Genomic DNA, 17363 nt, shown 5'->3' on the forward strand with positions numbered 1-17363 from the left:
TGCTATGAATTCACATTTTGATGTGATAGTCGTTGGTGCAGGACTATCCGGAATTGGTGCTGCATATTACATTCAAGAAAAGTGTAAAAGCAAAACCTTTACCATACTTGAAGCCCGTGAAAAAATGGGAGGCACTTGGGATCTCTTCAAATACCCCGGACTTCGTTCAGATTCCGACATGTACACCTTTGGTTTTCCTTTTCACCCTTGGAAAGACCCAAAAGCCATTGCAGATGGAAAATCCATTTTGGAATACATCAAGGATACCGCTCAAACCTTCAAAATTGACCAGAAAATTCAATATGACAGAAGGGTTACAGCTGCAGATTGGAATTCGGAAACAAAACAATGGTCGCTTGAAGTTTCATCAGCTACTTCAGACGAAATGCAAATGGTTACATGTTCCTTTTTGATGATGTGCTGTGGGTACTACAACTACAAAGAAGCCTATACCCCTGAATTTAAAGGTCTTGAGAAGTTCACTGGAAAGGTGGTTCATCCACAATTTTGGGATACAGAATTAAACTATACCGATAAAGAGATTGTAATAATTGGCAGTGGTGCTACGGCAATCACTTTAGTTCCCGAATTATCAAAAAAAGCAAAAAAAGTTACCATGTTACAACGCTCTCCCACTTACATTATGAATTTACCAAGTGAGGACATTGTAGCGAATTTTTTACGCAAAGTGATACCTAATTCTTGGGCGCACCACCTTGTTCGATGGAAGAATATTTTATTATCCATCCTAATATATTCTTGGTCACGAAAAGCTCCAAAATCATTGATTAAGCTTTTAAAAAGAGGGATTAAGAAAGCCCTAGGCAAAAAATATATTGAAAAAGACTTTACCCCAAAATATGGCCCTTGGGACCAAAGACTGTGCCTAGTTCCAGATGCTGACTTTTTTGAAGCGATGAAAGCTGAAAAGGCACACGTCATAACCGATACCATTGCAGATTTCCATTCAAAAGGGGTTCTAACGGACTCAGGAATAAATCTTAATGCTGATATTTTGATTACTGCAACTGGATTAAAAATTCAATTGCTTGGGGGTGCCACGGTCAGTATTGATGGCAAAACGGTTAATACTGCTGAACTTCTAGCTTATCGAGGCGTCATGTTCAGTGGTGTACCAAATTTTGCAGTTGCCATTGGGTATACCAACGCTTCATGGACCCTTAAATGTGATTTAAATTGCAGGTATTTGGCCAAAGTTTTGAATTATATGGATGAAAATGGGAAATCTGTTGTAATCCCACAATTTGATGAAACTGAATTCGAAACAGAACGATTATTGGACTTTGACGCAGGATATATTCTTCGTGCAAAAGATGTCTTGCCAAAACAAGGTTCGGCTTCTCCTTGGAAAGTGCATCAAAACTATATCAAAGACTTATTGGCCTTGAATTATGGTAAAGTAAATGACCAGTATTTGGTCTACCATTAGGTCGTACCTCCTAGTTGTCTTTTTAAATCTTCCATAGATTCTTGAAGTTGTTTTAAGAGCCCATGGTTACTGGTAGGATTTAAATCAAAGGTCAATTTGCTGCTAACCTCCCAAACCTCTTGAATTTGGAATGGTTTTATATCGTAAGGGGGATAGTTTTCATTGGTAGAAACAAGTGTAATGTTATTGGAGTTTGGTCGCTTTTCAATCTTTTTGACCATTACTGAATCTTGTAAGACCACTACGTACATTTTATTGGGACTAACGTAGTCAATATGCTCAATGGCACGAGCCATCACCCAATCACCAGGATACAAATTGGGAAGCATACTATCACCTTCGACCTGAAAGCCACGATAGGTGGCATTTCTGAATTCAGGAATTGGCAAATCAAATGCTGGCAGTTGTTCATACCAACTCGTGTCGGCAATATTTTGAGGATAGCCCGCTGCAGCCTTGGCATTGACCAAAACCATATTATCGTTTTCCTGACTATCAACAGTCACAACTTTCGGAATGACACTGGTCTTGTTTGTATCTAAATATTTTTCATCGCTTTCACCAAAAAGCCAAAGGGGATTTATTTTAAACTGTCGTAATAATTCAGCTACTACCCTGCCCGATAATTTAGTTCGCCCCCTTTCGATATCTGCTGTGGTATTTGACACACCAATTTTTTCGGCAAACTCCGATTGGGTAAAGCCTAAATCTCGCCGAATCTCAGAAAATCGCTTAAGTGTGAGTTCATTTTCCATACTCAAATATAGGTGATTTGGATTATTTCCAAAAATAAATTTGGAATATTTCCATATTTAGGAATTAATCCATAATTTTGGATAAAAACCAAATTACGTTGAATTTCGAACGAATAAAGGAAAAACTAAACATCTTGGCAGACGCTGCAAAATATGACGTTTCCTGCGCCAGTAGTGGCAGTAACAGAACCAATACCACCAAAGGTTTGGGTAACAGCACAGGCATGGGTATCTGCCATAGCTATACTGAAGATGGGCGTTGTGTCTCCTTGTTAAAAATTCTATTGACCAACCATTGCATTTACGATTGTGCGTATTGTGTATCTAGAAGAAGTAACGATATCAAACGTGCTGGTTTTAAGATTCAAGAAGTTGTTGACTTAACCATCAATTTTTATAGAAGAAATTATATTGAGGGACTGTTCTTAAGTTCAGGCATTTTCAAAAGTCCTGACCATACAATGGAGCGATTGGTTCGTGTCGCTAAAAAACTCCGTGAAGAAGAAAATTTTAATGGTTACATACACTTGAAATCCATTCCCGGATGTAGTGATGAGCTAATGTATGAGGCTGGACTCTATGCAGACCGTTTATCGGTCAATATTGAAATCCCCACCGTTTCTGGCCTCAAACTATTAGCCCCCGAAAAAGAACACAAAGATTTTACCAAGCCAATGCTCAAAGTTAAAAATGAGATTGTGCGATACAAGAATGAAAAGAGACTCATCAAGAATACCCCAAAATATGCACCCGCTGGGCAGAGCACACAAATGATTGTGGGGGCAACGGGTGAAACGGATAAAGACATTATGTATTCAGCCACCTATTATTACAAAACCTACAGTATGAAGCGGGTGTATTATTCAGGTTATGTACCTGTTCTAGAAGACAGTCGACTTCCTTCGCTCACGGCAAAAGTTCCCATGCTAAGAGAGAATCGCTTGTACCAAACAGATTGGTTGTTGCGCTTTTATGGCTTTGCTGTAAATGAATTATTAAACGATGACCACCCGAATTTAGATGTGGACGTTGACCCCAAACTTTCATGGGCCTTACGTAACCTTCATCACTTTCCTGTAGATGTCAATAAAGCAGATAAACATGTATTGGCCAGAATACCTGGACTTGGAATGCGCTCTGTTCATAAAATTATCAATGCCAGACGCTTTCGAAAACTGAACTGGGACCACCTTAAAAAAATAGGAGTGGCCCTCAACCGTGCCAAATACTTTATGATTTGTGATTCTCGAAATTGGGAACGTCGTGATTTGGATGCGGATAGAATTAAAGGATTGATTTTACAAAACTCCACAGGAAAGTTTCGAAATCAATATAGTCAACAGTTATCCCTTTTTAATTGAATGATATTTTAAAAGGGAGTTGAATTCAATTGGAAAATAAAAACGAGAACAATGGAAACAATCATCAAAAAACAAAATTACTTAGATCGTAAACGAGCACTAATTCTTGATATGGGGTATGATTTCGTTCGTTTTAAAAGCCGAACGAAAAAGTCTTTAGCAACCCTAAAAAGACAGATTTCTTCTTTTCAATCTTAAATCAACAATCATGAGAAACACAAATACAATCGAAATGTCTTCTCAGGCACAACTAACCTTTCAGCAAATTAAGTCGAGAGAATTAGAAGCTAAAGATTCACGCCTCAGTTCGCCTTCGCTCGCTGCAAGTTACACGAATGAGAAAGAGGTTACTTTGATTTATGATGGTAGTTTCAATGGCTTTCTTACTGCTGTATTTATGGCCTTTGAAGAACGATTAAATATAGTTGATATTCAACGTAATGGACAAGCGCAAAATGGATTGTTTTCTGAAACCGAAACCGTCTTTACCAATGTTGAAAAAGCCAAACGGGTTTGGAATGGTGTTCGAAAAAAAAGTTACAATGCCATTAGCAATATTTATTTCGCTTTTCTAAGCGAAACTGAAGGTGTTGAAATGTTGTGTTTTGATTACATCAAAAAACTGATGGCTTCAAAAGACAAGCAAAAGGACTATTCAGATGAAACCATGCTTTACATTGCCCAATTAGCCCGTAAAGTTGGTCGTGAAAAACATCGGATGGAGGCCTTTGTGCGTTTTCAATTGACAAAAGACAATATTTACTTCGCCAACATTGAACCAGACTTCAATGTCTTGCCTTTAATTTCAAAACATTTCCGCAAGCGCTATGCAGATCAACAATGGTTGATCTATGATGTGAAGCGACGTTACGGTATTTTTTACAATCTAGAGGGGGTTGAAATCGTGTCATTGAATTTGGATGAAATTCATTTTAACCGTACACGCAAAAGCAAAGCATTCTCTGATACCGAGTACAACTACCAAGAATTATGGAATAATTATTTTCAAAGCACGAACATCAAATCACGTATCAATAGAAAGTTGCATACACAACATGTACCAAAGCGCTATTGGAAGTATCTATCGGAGAAAAAGGTTAGCTAGAAATTGGATGGCTTGAACTTTTGATATGGTCGGTATTAAATGATAAAGGCAAACCCTGAGCTAAGTCGAAGGGTAAGTGAAAAGAAAAAGGTAGTTTAAAAACTGTAACAAATAAGAGGATTCTTTGTCTTTCAAAAAAATGACAAATGATAACCAACCGCTTATCCTATCATTTATTCATCTCCGTATTGCTCTTTTATATCTCATTAAATTTAGGCTGCAAACACTATTCAAAAAATGAGACCCTTAGTCCTGAAGTTAATACGAAAGGTGTTTTGTTTGGGAAGTTATTACCGACAGTCAGCATTGATTCATTTATAGAAGCCGAACGACAGGTACATAAGATTCCTGCGGTTTCATTGGCAATTATTAATAATGGAGAAGTTGCTTACTTCAAAAACTATGGAGTGGTCAATGTTGATTCACAGGAGCCTATTGCCCAAACAGCCGTCTTTGAAGCAGCCTCGATAACCAAACCCGTATTCGCCTATACCGTTTGTCGCCTGGCGCAGAAAGATATTATCAATCTTGATAGTACTTTACACGAGCGATTGCCATTTCCTGTTGATTTAATCAAGAAATATCCCTGTTATCCCGATATGACCCCGCGTCATGTATTAACCCATGTCTCAGGGCTTGCCAATTGGGGCGTAGATCTAAAGCATTGTCCTGGTGAAAAGTATGGTTATTCAGGGCAGGGTTTTGAATTTTTAACCAAGGCACTGGCTAGGAGTTTTACAGAGGTTATGGACCAAAGAATTATGAAATACCTCAATGATGAGGTACTTATCCCCTTTGAAATGACCAACACCTACTTTGTAGAAAGCGATGAGCTAAAAATGCTTTGTGTTGATGGGCATTTGGAAGGAAAACCATCGAAACAAGAATTTCCTGAATCTCCTGAAATGGCCTTTGGCATGCACTGCAATGCCAGGGATATTGCCAAATTCGCCATTCATATGCTCAATCGTACGGGATTGAGCGAAGAGATGTCAGAAACCATGTTCAGTATTCAAACACCCGTACCTGAAGAGGAAAAAGAATTTCAGAATTCGTTTGAACAAGGATATGGCCTCGGTTTCTATATTAGGGAATCTCCAAAAGGCAAGGTTTTTGGTCATTCAGGAAGTAATTATGACTTTAAATGTCTCTTTGAGGTTTATGAGGATCTAGAGATGGGTTATGTCATAATGACCAATTCTGATACTGGAGACCTTTTAAATGATAAAATGGCCGAATTTTTGGTCGAAGGTTTTAAAAAGTAGAAGTGATTAATTCAATAATTCTTTATGCTTAGCCTATTGATTATTTTTATTGATGGTAGTCCAAAATCAGTCCGATAATAAATTTAAGAGATACTATTCATTTTAGTAGCCCTCAACATCATAAAAGCAGGGAATTCTCGGAGTTCCTTATAATGTCTTGGGTCCAGTTCTTTAAATTCTGGCACCGGTAGGGGTTCTAACAATTCTTCAATATGAAACCCATTATCAGTAAATGGCGTTAGACATTGCATAAGTGGTCTTCGAAAACTCGGCACTTTTACTCGACCTCCAGATCCAGTCCAAGTAGCTTCAACCTGTTCTATTTTAAAATAGTTTTTTGATTTAAAATACGTGTACTCAAAAAAGGGATGTTCTATAGAAATTACCACTTGACCCCTATCTTTTAATACCCTGTGAAATTCCTTTACAACTGCATTCCAATCTTCAACATAATGCATGGCCAAAGCACAAAGCACCAAATCAAATTGTTTTGGTTCGAACATTGAAAAAGGTTGGCTAAGGTCATGAATAAAGAAATGGCCATTTTCCTTATTACGTTTATGTGCCATCTCTACCATTTTAGGGCTAATATCAAAGCCTTCAATAGTTGCCCCTTGTTCCATTAGTATTTCAGCGTATTTACCTGGCCCGCAGGCAGCATCAAGTATATGCTTCCCCTTTACCTCCCCAAGTAAACGAAGTGTGTTTGGCCTATCATAAAAAGCGTTATGAGGTTTGTACTCTATACGTTCACTATAACTCTCGGCTAGTGACCATAGGCACTTATGATTGCTGACCTTGGTGACGATTTATTTGCTTTTTTCCCCCACAAACCGATCGCTTTCATTTTTAAAGAGCACATTAAAACTGGTCAATGAACCGTATATGCGGGTAATGTATTGCTGCAAGTCAATTTTATCTTGATCTTCAAGGGTTTTGCTACTGTTTACTTTTTGCTCCATTACCCGTAGTCGGTCACGTACCATCACGATTTTATGAAAAAAGGTTGCAATTGGCATTTCTTTATTTGCAAGGTCACCTCCGGGTTCCAAGATGAGCTTCCCACCTTTCCACTTGTCAGCAATGGCGACTTTTTCATGCGTGTCACCCCATTTCTTTAGAATGCTTACCAAAGAACTTTCCACATCAAAAAGACTAACGGTATCCACATCATCCTCCGAACGTTCAATAACTTCAAATTCGGAATCCAAATCAATGGTTTCGAGACCCTTTTCTATAAAGGTGACCCAATAATGCTGTGATGAAACGTTTGTGACGACCCCTTTACCGTAATCAGGGTGATTTATTCTAGAGCCTATGCCCAATAATTTCATAGTAGTTGTTTTATAAACTCAAAAATACCTCACTCCCTCTCAAAAGCCAATAAGGTCTCATAAAAATCTTGATAGATGGCATCCGCATCGATGCTTTTGTAAAAGGTGACCACTCGATTGCCACTATCACGTGAGGTTTTGATTTTGACGGTTTCCCCAAAATCGGGATTTATAAACACTGATATCAAGGCCAAGTCCCATAAGGTGCGGCTTCTTCGTTCGCCATCAATATGGTCAACCCATCGTTTCTGAAGGTGTTTCCCTAGAAAATGACTACCAATTTTTGAATCCATTACATCAAAACCAATCTTCATGGCACTGGCTACACTTACCGGAATAATGTTCAATTCCACTTCAGACTCCAATAGATAATCAAGTGCAAACGGGTCCATTAAGGGATTGAAGTCGTTTCGCTTCACAATTTCTTTTTCAAAATCAACCGTTGTACCCAACCAATAGACCGTTATGTTCTTGGCTATCTCCGGCTTAATGAATACTGCAGAGCCAACATTGGTCAAGGCCCCAAGGGCAAGAATTGTTAAATGTCCTTTCTCAGCTTCATTAATAATATTATAAGCAGCAGCCGAGTGTTGGGCGCGATCTCCCCAATCATACATTCTGGCAGAGGCTCCCCGATAGGTGGGAATTTGCAAATCCATTTCACCCAATAATTGCTGGTTTAACCGGTGGCTATTTTCCATCGAGTTCTCGATTGACCAATGACTGGTTTGCCAATGGGCCGCATTCAAGGCGGTTACTTTAATGGAAGGTTCCAACAATATGCGAACCAAAGCATATAAATCATCGACTTCATTACCCGTGTCAGCATCTACAATAATTTGCTTTTGTGCCGAACTTATAAGGGTTGCCGTTACACATATCAAAAAAAATAGCTTTTTCATGGTGTCCACTTTGTTTAAAAATAGCAGATATACTTCATAAAACAACAATTGAATCTCACTTCTTTTTTAGTAGTCAAAGCCGTATTTTTGAAGCTTTGCTATGTTTAAAGAAGCTGAATGATTAACTACGAAGAAAACATCGAAGTAAAGGGTGCCCGGGTGCATAACCTAAAAAATATCGATGTTACCATACCTCGTGAAAAATTGGTGGTTATTACCGGTCTCTCGGGCAGTGGTAAATCATCTTTGGCCTTCGATACCATATATGCAGAAGGCCAACGGCGTTATATTGAAACCTTCTCTGCCTATGCCCGTCAATTCTTGGGAGGTCTTGAACGACCCGATGTAGATAAAATCGATGGCCTATCTCCCGTCATTGCAATTGAACAGAAGACTACTTCAAAATCACCAAGGTCTACTGTAGGAACAATAACCGAGGTTTATGATTTTCTTCGTTTGCTATTTGCAAGGGCTGGTGATGCCTATAGCTATGTAACTGGCCAAAAAATGGTGAGTTACAGCGATGAGCAAATCAAGCAATTGATCATTGATAGCTACCACGAAAAAAAAATCAATGTTCTAGCACCAGTAATAAAATCAAGGAAAGGGCATTATCGCGAACTTTTTGAGCAAATTGGCAAGCAAGGATTTGTTAAGGTCAGGGTGGATGGTGAGGTACAAGACATCGTTAAAGGAATGAAAGTCGACCGTTACAAAACCCACGATATAGAAATCGTCATCGACCGCTTAAAGGTTGGCCAAGGAGAGGATTTTGACAAACGCCTCATGGAAACCATTAATACGGCCATGTACTCTGGTAACAATGTTTTAATGGTTCTTGAAGAAGGATCTGATGAACCTCGCTATTTTAGTCGTGATTTAATGTGCCCGACTTCAGGAATCTCCTACCCCACGCCTGAACCCAATACCTTCTCTTTCAACTCCCCGAAAGGCATGTGTCCCGATTGTAACGGTTTAGGACACGTATATGAGGTGAACAAGGACAAGATATTCCCAAACAAAAAATTGTCCATCAAAAATGGAGGTATTGCCCCTCTAGGTGAATACAAGCGTTCATGGGCTTTCAAACAATTGGAAACCATAGGGCAACGCTACGGTTTTGATATGGAAACCCCAATTGAAAAAATACCAAAAGAGGCCATGGAAATCATCCTAAATGGCGGTAATGAAAGCTTTACGGTGGATTCAAAAACCTTGGGGGTCAAGCGCGATTACAAAATCGATTACGAGGGTATTTCGAATTTTATCAAATCCCAGTTTGAAGAATCGAATTCAGCTTCCATAAAAAGATGGGCCAAGGAATACATGGATAAAATTACCTGTCCAACCTGTGAAGGATCTCGTTTGCGGAAAGAATCGCTTTATTTTAAGATTGACGGAAAGAATATCGCTGAGCTGGCCCAAATGGACATCGCAGAACTGGCCGATTTCTTTAATCAATTGGAAGGTAAACTAGAAGGCAACCAAAAGAAGATTGCAGAAGAAATAATTAAGGAAATTAAGGCTCGTATTGGTTTTCTGTTGGATGTAGGTTTGGATTACCTTTCGTTGAACCGAGGGTCCAAAACACTTTCAGGTGGTGAGGCGCAACGAATTCGTCTGGCTACCCAGATTGGCTCCCAATTGGTTGGGGTACTTTATATTTTAGACGAGCCTAGTATTGGATTACACCAACGCGATAATGAACGCTTAATTAATTCACTATCATCATTACGCGATATCGGCAATTCCGTAATAGTTGTTGAACACGATCGTGATATGATTGAAGCCGCTGATCATGTCATTGATATTGGGCCGAAGGCAGGTAAACATGGAGGCAAAATAATTTCTGAGGGGCCACCTTCCGAATTAGTTAATTATGATACGTTAACTGCAGATTATATCACAGGCGATAAAGAAATTGCTGTTCCGCAGAAACGTAGAAAAGGTACGGGTAAAAAAATCACCTTGACAGGCTGTACGGGTAACAATTTGAAGAATGTTTCGGTTGACTTCCCTCTAGGGAAAATGATTGGGGTAACTGGAGTATCCGGTAGTGGAAAGTCCACTTTGATTAATGAAACCCTTTACCCTATCATGAATGCCCATTATTTCAATGGGGTCAAAAAACCAATGCCCTATAAAAAAATATCTGGGCTACAGCATATAGACAAAGTAATTGACATCAACCAATCACCTATCGGCAGAACGCCACGTTCTAATCCGGCGACATATACCGGCGTTTTTAGTGAAATACGTTCACTTTTTGCGAAAACTACCGAGGCTACCATTCGAGGATACAAACCAGGTCGCTTCAGCTTCAATGTCGCAGGAGGTCGTTGTGAGACATGTCAAGGTGGTGGCATGAAAGTTATTGAAATGAACTTTCTACCAGATGTGTATGTACAGTGCGAGACCTGTAATGGCAAGCGTTTCAACAGAGAGACCCTCGAGATTCGGTATAAAGGGAAATCCATAGCCGACGTGCTTGAAATGACAATTAACGAAGCCGTTGACTTTTTTGAAAACATTCCAAAAATCCATCGGAAATTAAAGACTATTAAAGATGTTGGCTTGGGATATATTTCATTAGGCCAACAATCAACAACGCTTTCAGGCGGTGAAGCGCAAAGGGTAAAACTGGCAACAGAATTGTCGAAACGTGATACAGGAAATACATTCTATATTCTTGATGAACCAACTACAGGGCTACATTTTGAAGATATTCGTGTTCTAATGGAAGTTTTAAACCAATTGGTAGACAAAGGAAATACCGTATTAATCATAGAGCATAATCTCGATGTCATAAAAATGGTCGACCACATAATTGACATTGGCTATGAAGGCGGTCGCGGTGGTGGAATGGTTGTTGCAACCGGTACTCCGGAACAAGTTATCAAAGATGACAAGAGCTACACCGCTAAATTTTTAAAGAAAGAATTGGAACCATCAAATAAAAACATTGCAAAAGCAGTTTAAACAATATTATGGCACTAAGCAATCATCCTAAAGGTTGGAACGAAATCAAAACCAACGACTCCTGGGCACTTTTTAAAATTATGGGTGAATTCGTTAATGGGTTTGAACGAATGAGCTTAATAGGCCCATGCGTATCGGTTTTTGGGTCTGCGCGCACAAAACCAGGTGAAAAGTATTACGAGCTCGCCGTTAATGTTGCCAAGAAAATTGCCGAATCAGGATATGGAGTGATTACCGGTGGAGGACCCGGAATCATGGAAGCTGGTAATAAAGGAGCAAACGCTGCTGGCGGAACTTCTGTTGGATTGAATATTGATTTACCGTTTGAACAACACGACAATCCGTTTATTGATCCAGATAAAAGCCTGGATTTCGACTATTTCTTTGTACGAAAGGTAATGTTCGTGAAGTATTCTCAGGGTTTTGTGGTAATGCCTGGGGGTTTCGGTACCCTTGATGAACTTTTTGAAGCAATGACACTTATACAAACCCATAAAATTCAGAACTTTCCTATCATCTTGGTGGGAACTGAATTTTGGGGAGGTCTTTTTGACTGGATTAAAAATACCATGTTGGAAGCAGGAAATATCAGTCCAAAAGATTTGGACCTTATTAAATTGGTTGATACTGAAGACGAGGTTGTTGAAATTATAAACGCATTTTACAAGGGACACACCCTGAGTCCTAATTTCTAAGCCTTGAGTTGTCAAAAGTTATTCTTCTTTTTAATTTTTACGCTGTGCATTCATCCTGCCTCTGAAATCCTTGCACAGAGGCATAGCAACACAATCTCGGCCACTCTTGATGGGATTTCACATGCCATAGAGATAAATCAAGAATTTGTTTACTTCAATAATTCAGGTAAACCACTAAAGGAATTATATTTCAACGATTGGAATCACTCCTATTCAAGCAGTACAACTGCGCTAGCCAAAAGATTTGGGGAAGAGTTTAAGAAGAGCTTGCATTTATCCAAAGAAAAAAATAGGGGGTTTACTTATATCAAAAGCATTACTGACAGTGATAATAATGGACTAAATTGGGATAGGAAACATGCACCAGACATTATCAAAATAGTTTTGAAAGAGCCGTTACTCCCACGTGAATCACTAAAACTTTTCTTTTCGTATGACATTCAACTTCCAAATAGCAAGTTCACTACCTATGGTCATGGCTACCTAAATGGTTATTACTTAAATGACTGGTATCTCACACCTGCAGTTTTTGACAAGGAATGGAAACTTTATAGCAACAAAGACCTTAACGACCTTTACACAGAAGCCTCAGATACAGAGATACGATTAAAGTATCCTAAAGGCTTGAATGTCGCGAGTAATTTCAAGCGTACCAGCTCAACTGATTTCTCCTCAGGGAACTTTTTAATGCTAACAGGCACAAATAGAAAAAGCTGTAGAATTATTCTAACTCCTGAAAAGCGATTTACCACGCACAAAACAGAAACGTTGACCATTACCACTGACCTTGAAAGTGACAAGTACAGTGAAATGTCACAAATATTATCAATCGACCGTATAACAAGGTTCTTATCGGAAAACCTTGGTGCCTTTCCGCATGACAATTTATTGGTATCTGATTTGGATTACGGTAGAAACCCCTTGTATGGGCTTAGTTTGTTACCAGGTTTTGTAAGACCGTACCGAGAACAATTTCAATTTGAGCTGAAGTTCTTAAAAACTGCCCTTTACAATATTGTCAAAGAATCGGTGTATTTGGATGAACGAAAAGAAAGATGGGTTCTGGATGGCATCAAGAATTACTTGATGATCAAATATGTTGATGAATTCTACCCGAACCAAAAATTCACTGGAAAGCTTTCCAATGTCTGGTTGTTCCGATCTTACAATTTGGCAAAGATGGATTTTAATGAGCAGTATTTCTTATTGCAAATGGCTGCTGTTAGAAGAAATGACCATCAATCGTTATTAACACCAAATGACTCACTTACACGGTGGAACCAAAAAATAGCCAATCGTTACAAGGCAGGTCTTGGTTTGTCTTTTTTAGGCGAATACGTAGGTTACGACCATATAGATAAAACCATTAAAGATTTTTATGCTACACACAAAACCGAGCCGAGATTAAAGGCAACCGTTTTCGAAGAGATACTGAATTCAAATTCAGAGAAGGATATCTCGTGGTTTTTTGATGAATTTCTTAATCAGCGTAAAAACATTGATTTTAAGATTAAAAAGGTTGTAAAAACCGAAGATTCCCTTTACGTAACCATTAAAAATAAAACCAAATCAACTGTACCAATTTCACTATTCGGATTGCAAAATGATAGCGTAATCACCAAATATTGGTTAACCGATATCGATAGCACACAAAGAGTGGTACTGCCCAATAACAATGAAACCAGATTGGTTTTAAATTATGACAAAAAGATTCCTGAAACCAATCAACGGAATAATTGGAAGAGTTTGACCGGCAGCATTTTCAGTAACAAGAAGCTCCAACTTCGTTTTTTTAAGGATATTGAAAACCCCTATTACAATCAGTTGTTTTATTTACCGGAGTTCAAATTTGACGTGAATAACGGAATTACCGCAGGTTTGACATTGAACAATAGAACCTTCCTTAACCGTAATTTTAGCTTTTCATTGAAACCCCAGTACTCATCAAAAGAGCAAGCTTTGGTTGGTAGTCTAGGGTTTACCAAAAGAAATTTCTTCACCGAAGGCAAATTAAATAGTTTCAATTATTCATTGAGTTACAGTAATTTCTTCTTTGATACCAATTCTAGATTTACCACTTTCACTCCATCTGTAAGCTTTAATTGGCGACCTACTGACTTCATTTCAAACCACCGACAGTTCCTTTTCGCCAGACTGCGAAACGTTTTTCGAAACATTGATGAAAGCGTGGCTGAAACTATTGATACTGACCCTGACTTCACGATTTTCAATGTTCGTTATGGAGATATAAATAATAGTATTCTAGATTTTAAGTCATGGGTTATTGATGGTCAAATTGCAGGTAACTTTTCAAAGTTATCCGTTGAATGGGAAAGTCGAACCTTATTTAACAACAACCGACAACTCAATCTCAGGTTTTATGCCGGAAAGTTTATAACCAATAATACGAATTCCGATTTTTTCAGTTTTGCATTGGACAGACCCACAGATTATTTGTTCGATTTGAATTATTTAAATCGATCTACAAATGCCAGCGGCCTTAGTAGCCAGCAATTCGTTTTGGCCGAGGGTGGTTTCAAATCAATTTTTGATGACCGATTTGGTAATGATTGGATTATCGCTGGTAACCTTAGCTTTAATCTATGGCAATGGATTGAAGTCTATGGGGATATAGGTGGAATAAAGGATAAAGGCGAATCTGCGCGCTTTGTTTATGATTCAGGTATTCGATTGAACCTCGTCACTGATTTTTTTGAATTGTACTTTCCAGTGTACTCCAACAATGGCTACGAAATTGCACAGCCAGACTATGGCGAGCGCATCAGATTTGTTGTTACCCTAAGTCCCAGAACTTTAACGGGACTGTTTACGAGAAAGTGGTTTTAGTTTGAATTATTCTTAATTCGAATACTTCAATTTAGCTTTAAAATAACATATTATCAATTTATGTGATATTTTTTGTCATATTCTCAATTATTTAAGATGCTTCGATATACGAAAATTCGTTATGGTTTTGTAGTTTTGCAAAAAATCACCCTTCAATGAATAACAATCCCGAAACGAGCAAAAATATTTCATTTGATGACTTCAAATCACAAATCTTAAATGATTACAAGATTGCCGTTACTAGTAGGGAATGTAGTTTGTTGGGAAGACGTGAAGTTCTAACTGGAAAAGCAAAGTTTGGGATTTTTGGTGATGGTAAGGAATTACCCCAGCTCGCAATGGCAAGAGCTTTCCAAAATGGTGATTTCAGAAGTGGTTATTACCGCGACCAGACTTTTATTATGGCCCTTGGCCAATTGACCCCGAAAGAACTATTCCATGGTTTATATGCTACGACAGATTTGGAATTGGAACCGATGAGTGCTGGTCGACAAATGGGTGGACATTTCGGAACGTACAGCATTAACGAAGATGGTTCTTGGAGAGATTTGACCCAACAAAAAAACAGTAGTGCCGATATTTCCTGTACTGCTGGTCAGATGCCACGATTACTTGGACTTGCACAAGCCTCGAAGATTTATCGTGAAGTTGAAGGAATCGATGGTACCAATTTCTCAAAAAACGGAAACGAAGTTGCTTGGGGCACTATAGGTAATGCAAGTACAAGCGAAGGTCATTTTTTTGAGACCTTTAATGCTGCGGGTGTAATGCAAGTTCCCATGGTCATTAGTATATGGGATGACGAATATGGTATTTCGGTTCCTGCAAAATACCACACTACAAAATCGAATATTTCTAAAGTCCTTGAAGGTTTCCAACGTAATGAAGAGGAAAAAGGATATGAAATAATTGTAGTTAAGGGCTGGGATTATACAGGCTTGATACATGCTTATGAAACGGCCTCCGATTTAGCTCGCGAACAACATGTTCCGGTAATGATTCACGTTACCGAATTGACTCAGCCACAGGGTCATTCAACCTCGGGTTCACATGAACGATACAAGTCAAAAGACCGGCTCGAATGGGAAAGGGAAAATGACTGCAACAAACGGTATCGCGAGTGGATATTAGAGAACAATATAGCAAATGAGGCAGAACTTCTAGAAATAGAAAAAACAGCAAAAGTAGAAGTGCGCACTGCACGAAGGGAAGCATGGTCAGAATTCTTGCGGCCACTTTTGAAACAAAAAGAAGAATTGGTTGGTCTTCTAAATCGCATAGCAACAAAAAGTTCAAACAAGGTTTTCTTGCGAAAACTCATCAATGAGCTCGCTGAAACTAAGGAACCCATTAAGAAGGACTTGATTTCTACAGCAAGAAAATCATTGCGATATACCCTAAAAGAAAACATCGGAGAAGTAAAACAACTTCAAACCTGGATTAATAACTTTTTTGAAGAATCCCAACCAAAATACAGTTCTGAATTGTACTCCGAATTACCAAATAGAGCCAGCGCCATTGAAGGTATTGCACCTAGTTATGGCCCTGACAGCCCTGAAGTTGACGGCAGAGTAGTTCTCAGGGATAATTTCGGGGCCGTTTTCTCCAAATACCCTGAAACTTTGGTTTTTGGTGAAGATACTGGGGCAATTGGTGATGTCAATCAAGGGCTTGAAGGCTTACAAGAGAAATTTGGGCCTTTACGTATTGCCGATACAGGAATTCGGGAAACAACGATTATAGGTCAAGGTATTGGTATGGCAATGAGAGGTTTAAGACCGATTGCTGAAATCCAATATCTGGATTATATCTTATATGCCTTACAAACGTTAAGTGATGATTTAGCGACTTTAAGATACCGAACCGTCGGAAAACAAAAGGCACCTTTAATAATTCGAACTAGAGGGCATCGATTGGAGGGAATTTGGCATTCAGGCTCACCAATGGGTGGATTGATTCATTTATTGCGGGGAATCTATATTCTTACACCGCGCAATATGACCCAAGCAGCTGGTTTTTACAATACCCTATTAAAATCGGATGAACCGGCGTTAGTTATAGAAAGTTTAAATGGCTATCGCTTAAAGGAAAAAATGCCCAGCAACCTAGGCGAATTCTGTACACCAATTGGCCAGGTCGAGACGATAAAAGAGGGCAAAGACATTACCCTTCTTTCATATGGATCAACGTTAAGAATTGTTGAGAAAGCGGCACAAGAACTGTTAGAAGTAGACATCGATGCAGAGGTTATTGACGCACAATCATTATTACCTTTCGATTTGAACCATAACATGGTAAAAAGCATAGCGAAGACGAATCGTTTGTTGATAATCGATGAGGATGTGCCAGGAGGGTGTTCGGCCTATTTATTGCAGGAAATCATTGAAAAACAACAAGCCTATCGGTATTTGGACAGTGCACCACAGACACTTACTGCCAAAGCTCATAGACCGGCTTATGCAACAGATGGTGATTATTTCTCTAAACCTAGTTCTGAGGATATCTTTGAAAAAGTGTATTCCATTATGAATGAGGTTAATCCTGTGGATTATCCCGCTTTACGCTAGTCTTTCAAGCCTAAAAACTTCTTTCTGAATTTTTCGGGGTAATTCCTATTTCCCTATTTAATTTGCGATTACTATTTTCGTCAAATAACTAATTCCCCCTTTA

General features: G+C 38.8%; 13 protein-coding genes. 9 read left to right on the forward strand and 4 right to left on the reverse strand.

The features are described 5' to 3' along the window. Positions 1-4: 4 nt before the first annotated feature. Complete coding sequence (locus HCU67_RS10705) at positions 5-1450, forward strand: flavin-containing monooxygenase (RefSeq protein WP_168552619.1); 1446 nt, start codon at positions 5-7, stop codon at positions 1448-1450. Here HCU67_RS10705 and HCU67_RS10710 read toward each other — a convergent pair. Further along, positions 1447-2205 (reverse strand): XRE family transcriptional regulator, encoded by a 759-nt coding sequence (locus HCU67_RS10710; RefSeq protein WP_168552620.1) that lies wholly within the window; start codon positions 2203-2205, stop codon positions 1447-1449. The genes HCU67_RS10705 and HCU67_RS10710 overlap by 4 nt on opposite strands. A gap of 98 nt (positions 2206-2303) precedes the next feature. On the opposite strand from HCU67_RS10710, the gene HCU67_RS10715 reads away from it, so the two are divergent. The 4 genes from HCU67_RS10715 to HCU67_RS10725 all read left to right on the forward strand — a co-directional run bounded on the left by HCU67_RS10715 (position 2304) and on the right by HCU67_RS10725 (position 5936). After that, complete coding sequence (locus HCU67_RS10715) at positions 2304-3566, forward strand: putative DNA modification/repair radical SAM protein (RefSeq protein ID WP_168553488.1); 1263 nt, start codon at positions 2304-2306, stop codon at positions 3564-3566. 51 nt (positions 3567-3617) lie between these two features. Beyond that, positions 3618-3764, forward strand: coding sequence for a hypothetical protein (locus HCU67_RS16510; protein ID WP_210423687.1), 147 nt, complete (start codon positions 3618-3620; stop codon positions 3762-3764). A gap of 10 nt (positions 3765-3774) precedes the next feature. Then, entirely contained in the window at positions 3775-4671 is an 897-nt protein-coding gene (locus HCU67_RS10720) for a TIGR03915 family putative DNA repair protein (protein WP_246865760.1), read from the forward strand. A 146-nt stretch (positions 4672-4817) separates the two neighbouring features. After that, entirely contained in the window at positions 4818-5936 is a 1119-nt protein-coding gene (locus HCU67_RS10725; protein ID WP_168552621.1) for a serine hydrolase domain-containing protein, read from the forward strand. A gap of 83 nt (positions 5937-6019) precedes the next feature. Here HCU67_RS10725 and HCU67_RS10730 read toward each other — a convergent pair whose 3' ends face one another. From HCU67_RS10730 to HCU67_RS10740, 3 genes are read right to left on the reverse strand one after another with little or no spacing between them, the layout of a single operon-like run. Then, entirely contained in the window at positions 6020-6745 is a 726-nt protein-coding gene (locus HCU67_RS10730) for a methyltransferase domain-containing protein (RefSeq protein WP_168553490.1), read from the reverse strand. After that, the gene (locus tag HCU67_RS10735; protein ID WP_168552622.1) at positions 6746-7270 is read right to left on the reverse strand and encodes a hypothetical protein; all 525 of its coding nucleotides are present in this window, start codon (positions 7268-7270) and stop codon (positions 6746-6748) included. Between the two features lie 29 nt (positions 7271-7299). Continuing rightward, positions 7300-8172, reverse strand: coding sequence for a nucleoside hydrolase (locus HCU67_RS10740; RefSeq protein ID WP_168552623.1), 873 nt, complete (start codon positions 8170-8172; stop codon positions 7300-7302). Positions 8173-8289: 117 nt separating this feature from the next. Here HCU67_RS10740 and uvrA point away from each other — a divergent pair, with 117 nt between their 5' ends. The 4 genes from uvrA (at position 8290) to HCU67_RS10760 (ending at position 17260) form a co-directional block, all read left to right on the forward strand. Then, on the forward strand, positions 8290-11151 hold the full coding sequence (gene uvrA, locus HCU67_RS10745; RefSeq protein ID WP_168552624.1) for an excinuclease ABC subunit UvrA: 2862 nt from the start codon (positions 8290-8292) through the stop codon (positions 11149-11151). An 8-nt stretch (positions 11152-11159) separates the two neighbouring features. Continuing rightward, positions 11160-11846, forward strand: coding sequence for an LOG family protein (locus tag HCU67_RS10750; protein WP_168552625.1), 687 nt, complete (start codon positions 11160-11162; stop codon positions 11844-11846). A gap of 3 nt (positions 11847-11849) precedes the next feature. Continuing rightward, complete coding sequence (locus HCU67_RS10755) at positions 11850-14693, forward strand: gluzincin family metallopeptidase (RefSeq protein WP_210423688.1); 2844 nt, start codon at positions 11850-11852, stop codon at positions 14691-14693. Between the two features lie 155 nt (positions 14694-14848). Further along, positions 14849-17260 (forward strand): alpha-ketoacid dehydrogenase subunit alpha/beta, encoded by a 2412-nt coding sequence (locus tag HCU67_RS10760; protein ID WP_168552626.1) that lies wholly within the window; start codon positions 14849-14851, stop codon positions 17258-17260. Positions 17261-17363: the final 103 nt, after the last annotated feature.

The organism is Croceivirga thetidis, assembly GCF_012272815.1.
Classification (GTDB): domain Bacteria; phylum Bacteroidota; class Bacteroidia; order Flavobacteriales; family Flavobacteriaceae; genus Croceivirga; species Croceivirga thetidis.

Coding starts and splice junctions, on each gene's coding strand:
- HCU67_RS10705 (WP_168552619.1), top strand. CDS start 5: ATGAATTCACATTTTGATGTGATAGTCGTTGGTGCAGGACTATCCGGA.
- HCU67_RS10710 (WP_168552620.1), bottom strand. CDS start 2,205: ATGGAAAATGAACTCACACTTAAGCGATTTTCTGAGATTCGGCGAGAT.
- HCU67_RS16510 (WP_210423687.1), top strand. CDS start 3,618: ATGGAAACAATCATCAAAAAACAAAATTACTTAGATCGTAAACGAGCA.
- HCU67_RS10720 (WP_246865760.1), top strand. CDS start 3,775: ATGAGAAACACAAATACAATCGAAATGTCTTCTCAGGCACAACTAACC.
- HCU67_RS10725 (WP_168552621.1), top strand. CDS start 4,818: ATGATAACCAACCGCTTATCCTATCATTTATTCATCTCCGTATTGCTC.
- HCU67_RS10735 (WP_168552622.1), bottom strand. CDS start 7,270: ATGAAATTATTGGGCATAGGCTCTAGAATAAATCACCCTGATTACGGT.
- HCU67_RS10740 (WP_168552623.1), bottom strand. CDS start 8,172: ATGAAAAAGCTATTTTTTTTGATATGTGTAACGGCAACCCTTATAAGT.
- uvrA (WP_168552624.1), top strand. CDS start 8,290: ATGATTAACTACGAAGAAAACATCGAAGTAAAGGGTGCCCGGGTGCAT.
- HCU67_RS10750 (WP_168552625.1), top strand. CDS start 11,160: ATGGCACTAAGCAATCATCCTAAAGGTTGGAACGAAATCAAAACCAAC.
- HCU67_RS10760 (WP_168552626.1), top strand. CDS start 14,849: ATGAATAACAATCCCGAAACGAGCAAAAATATTTCATTTGATGACTTC.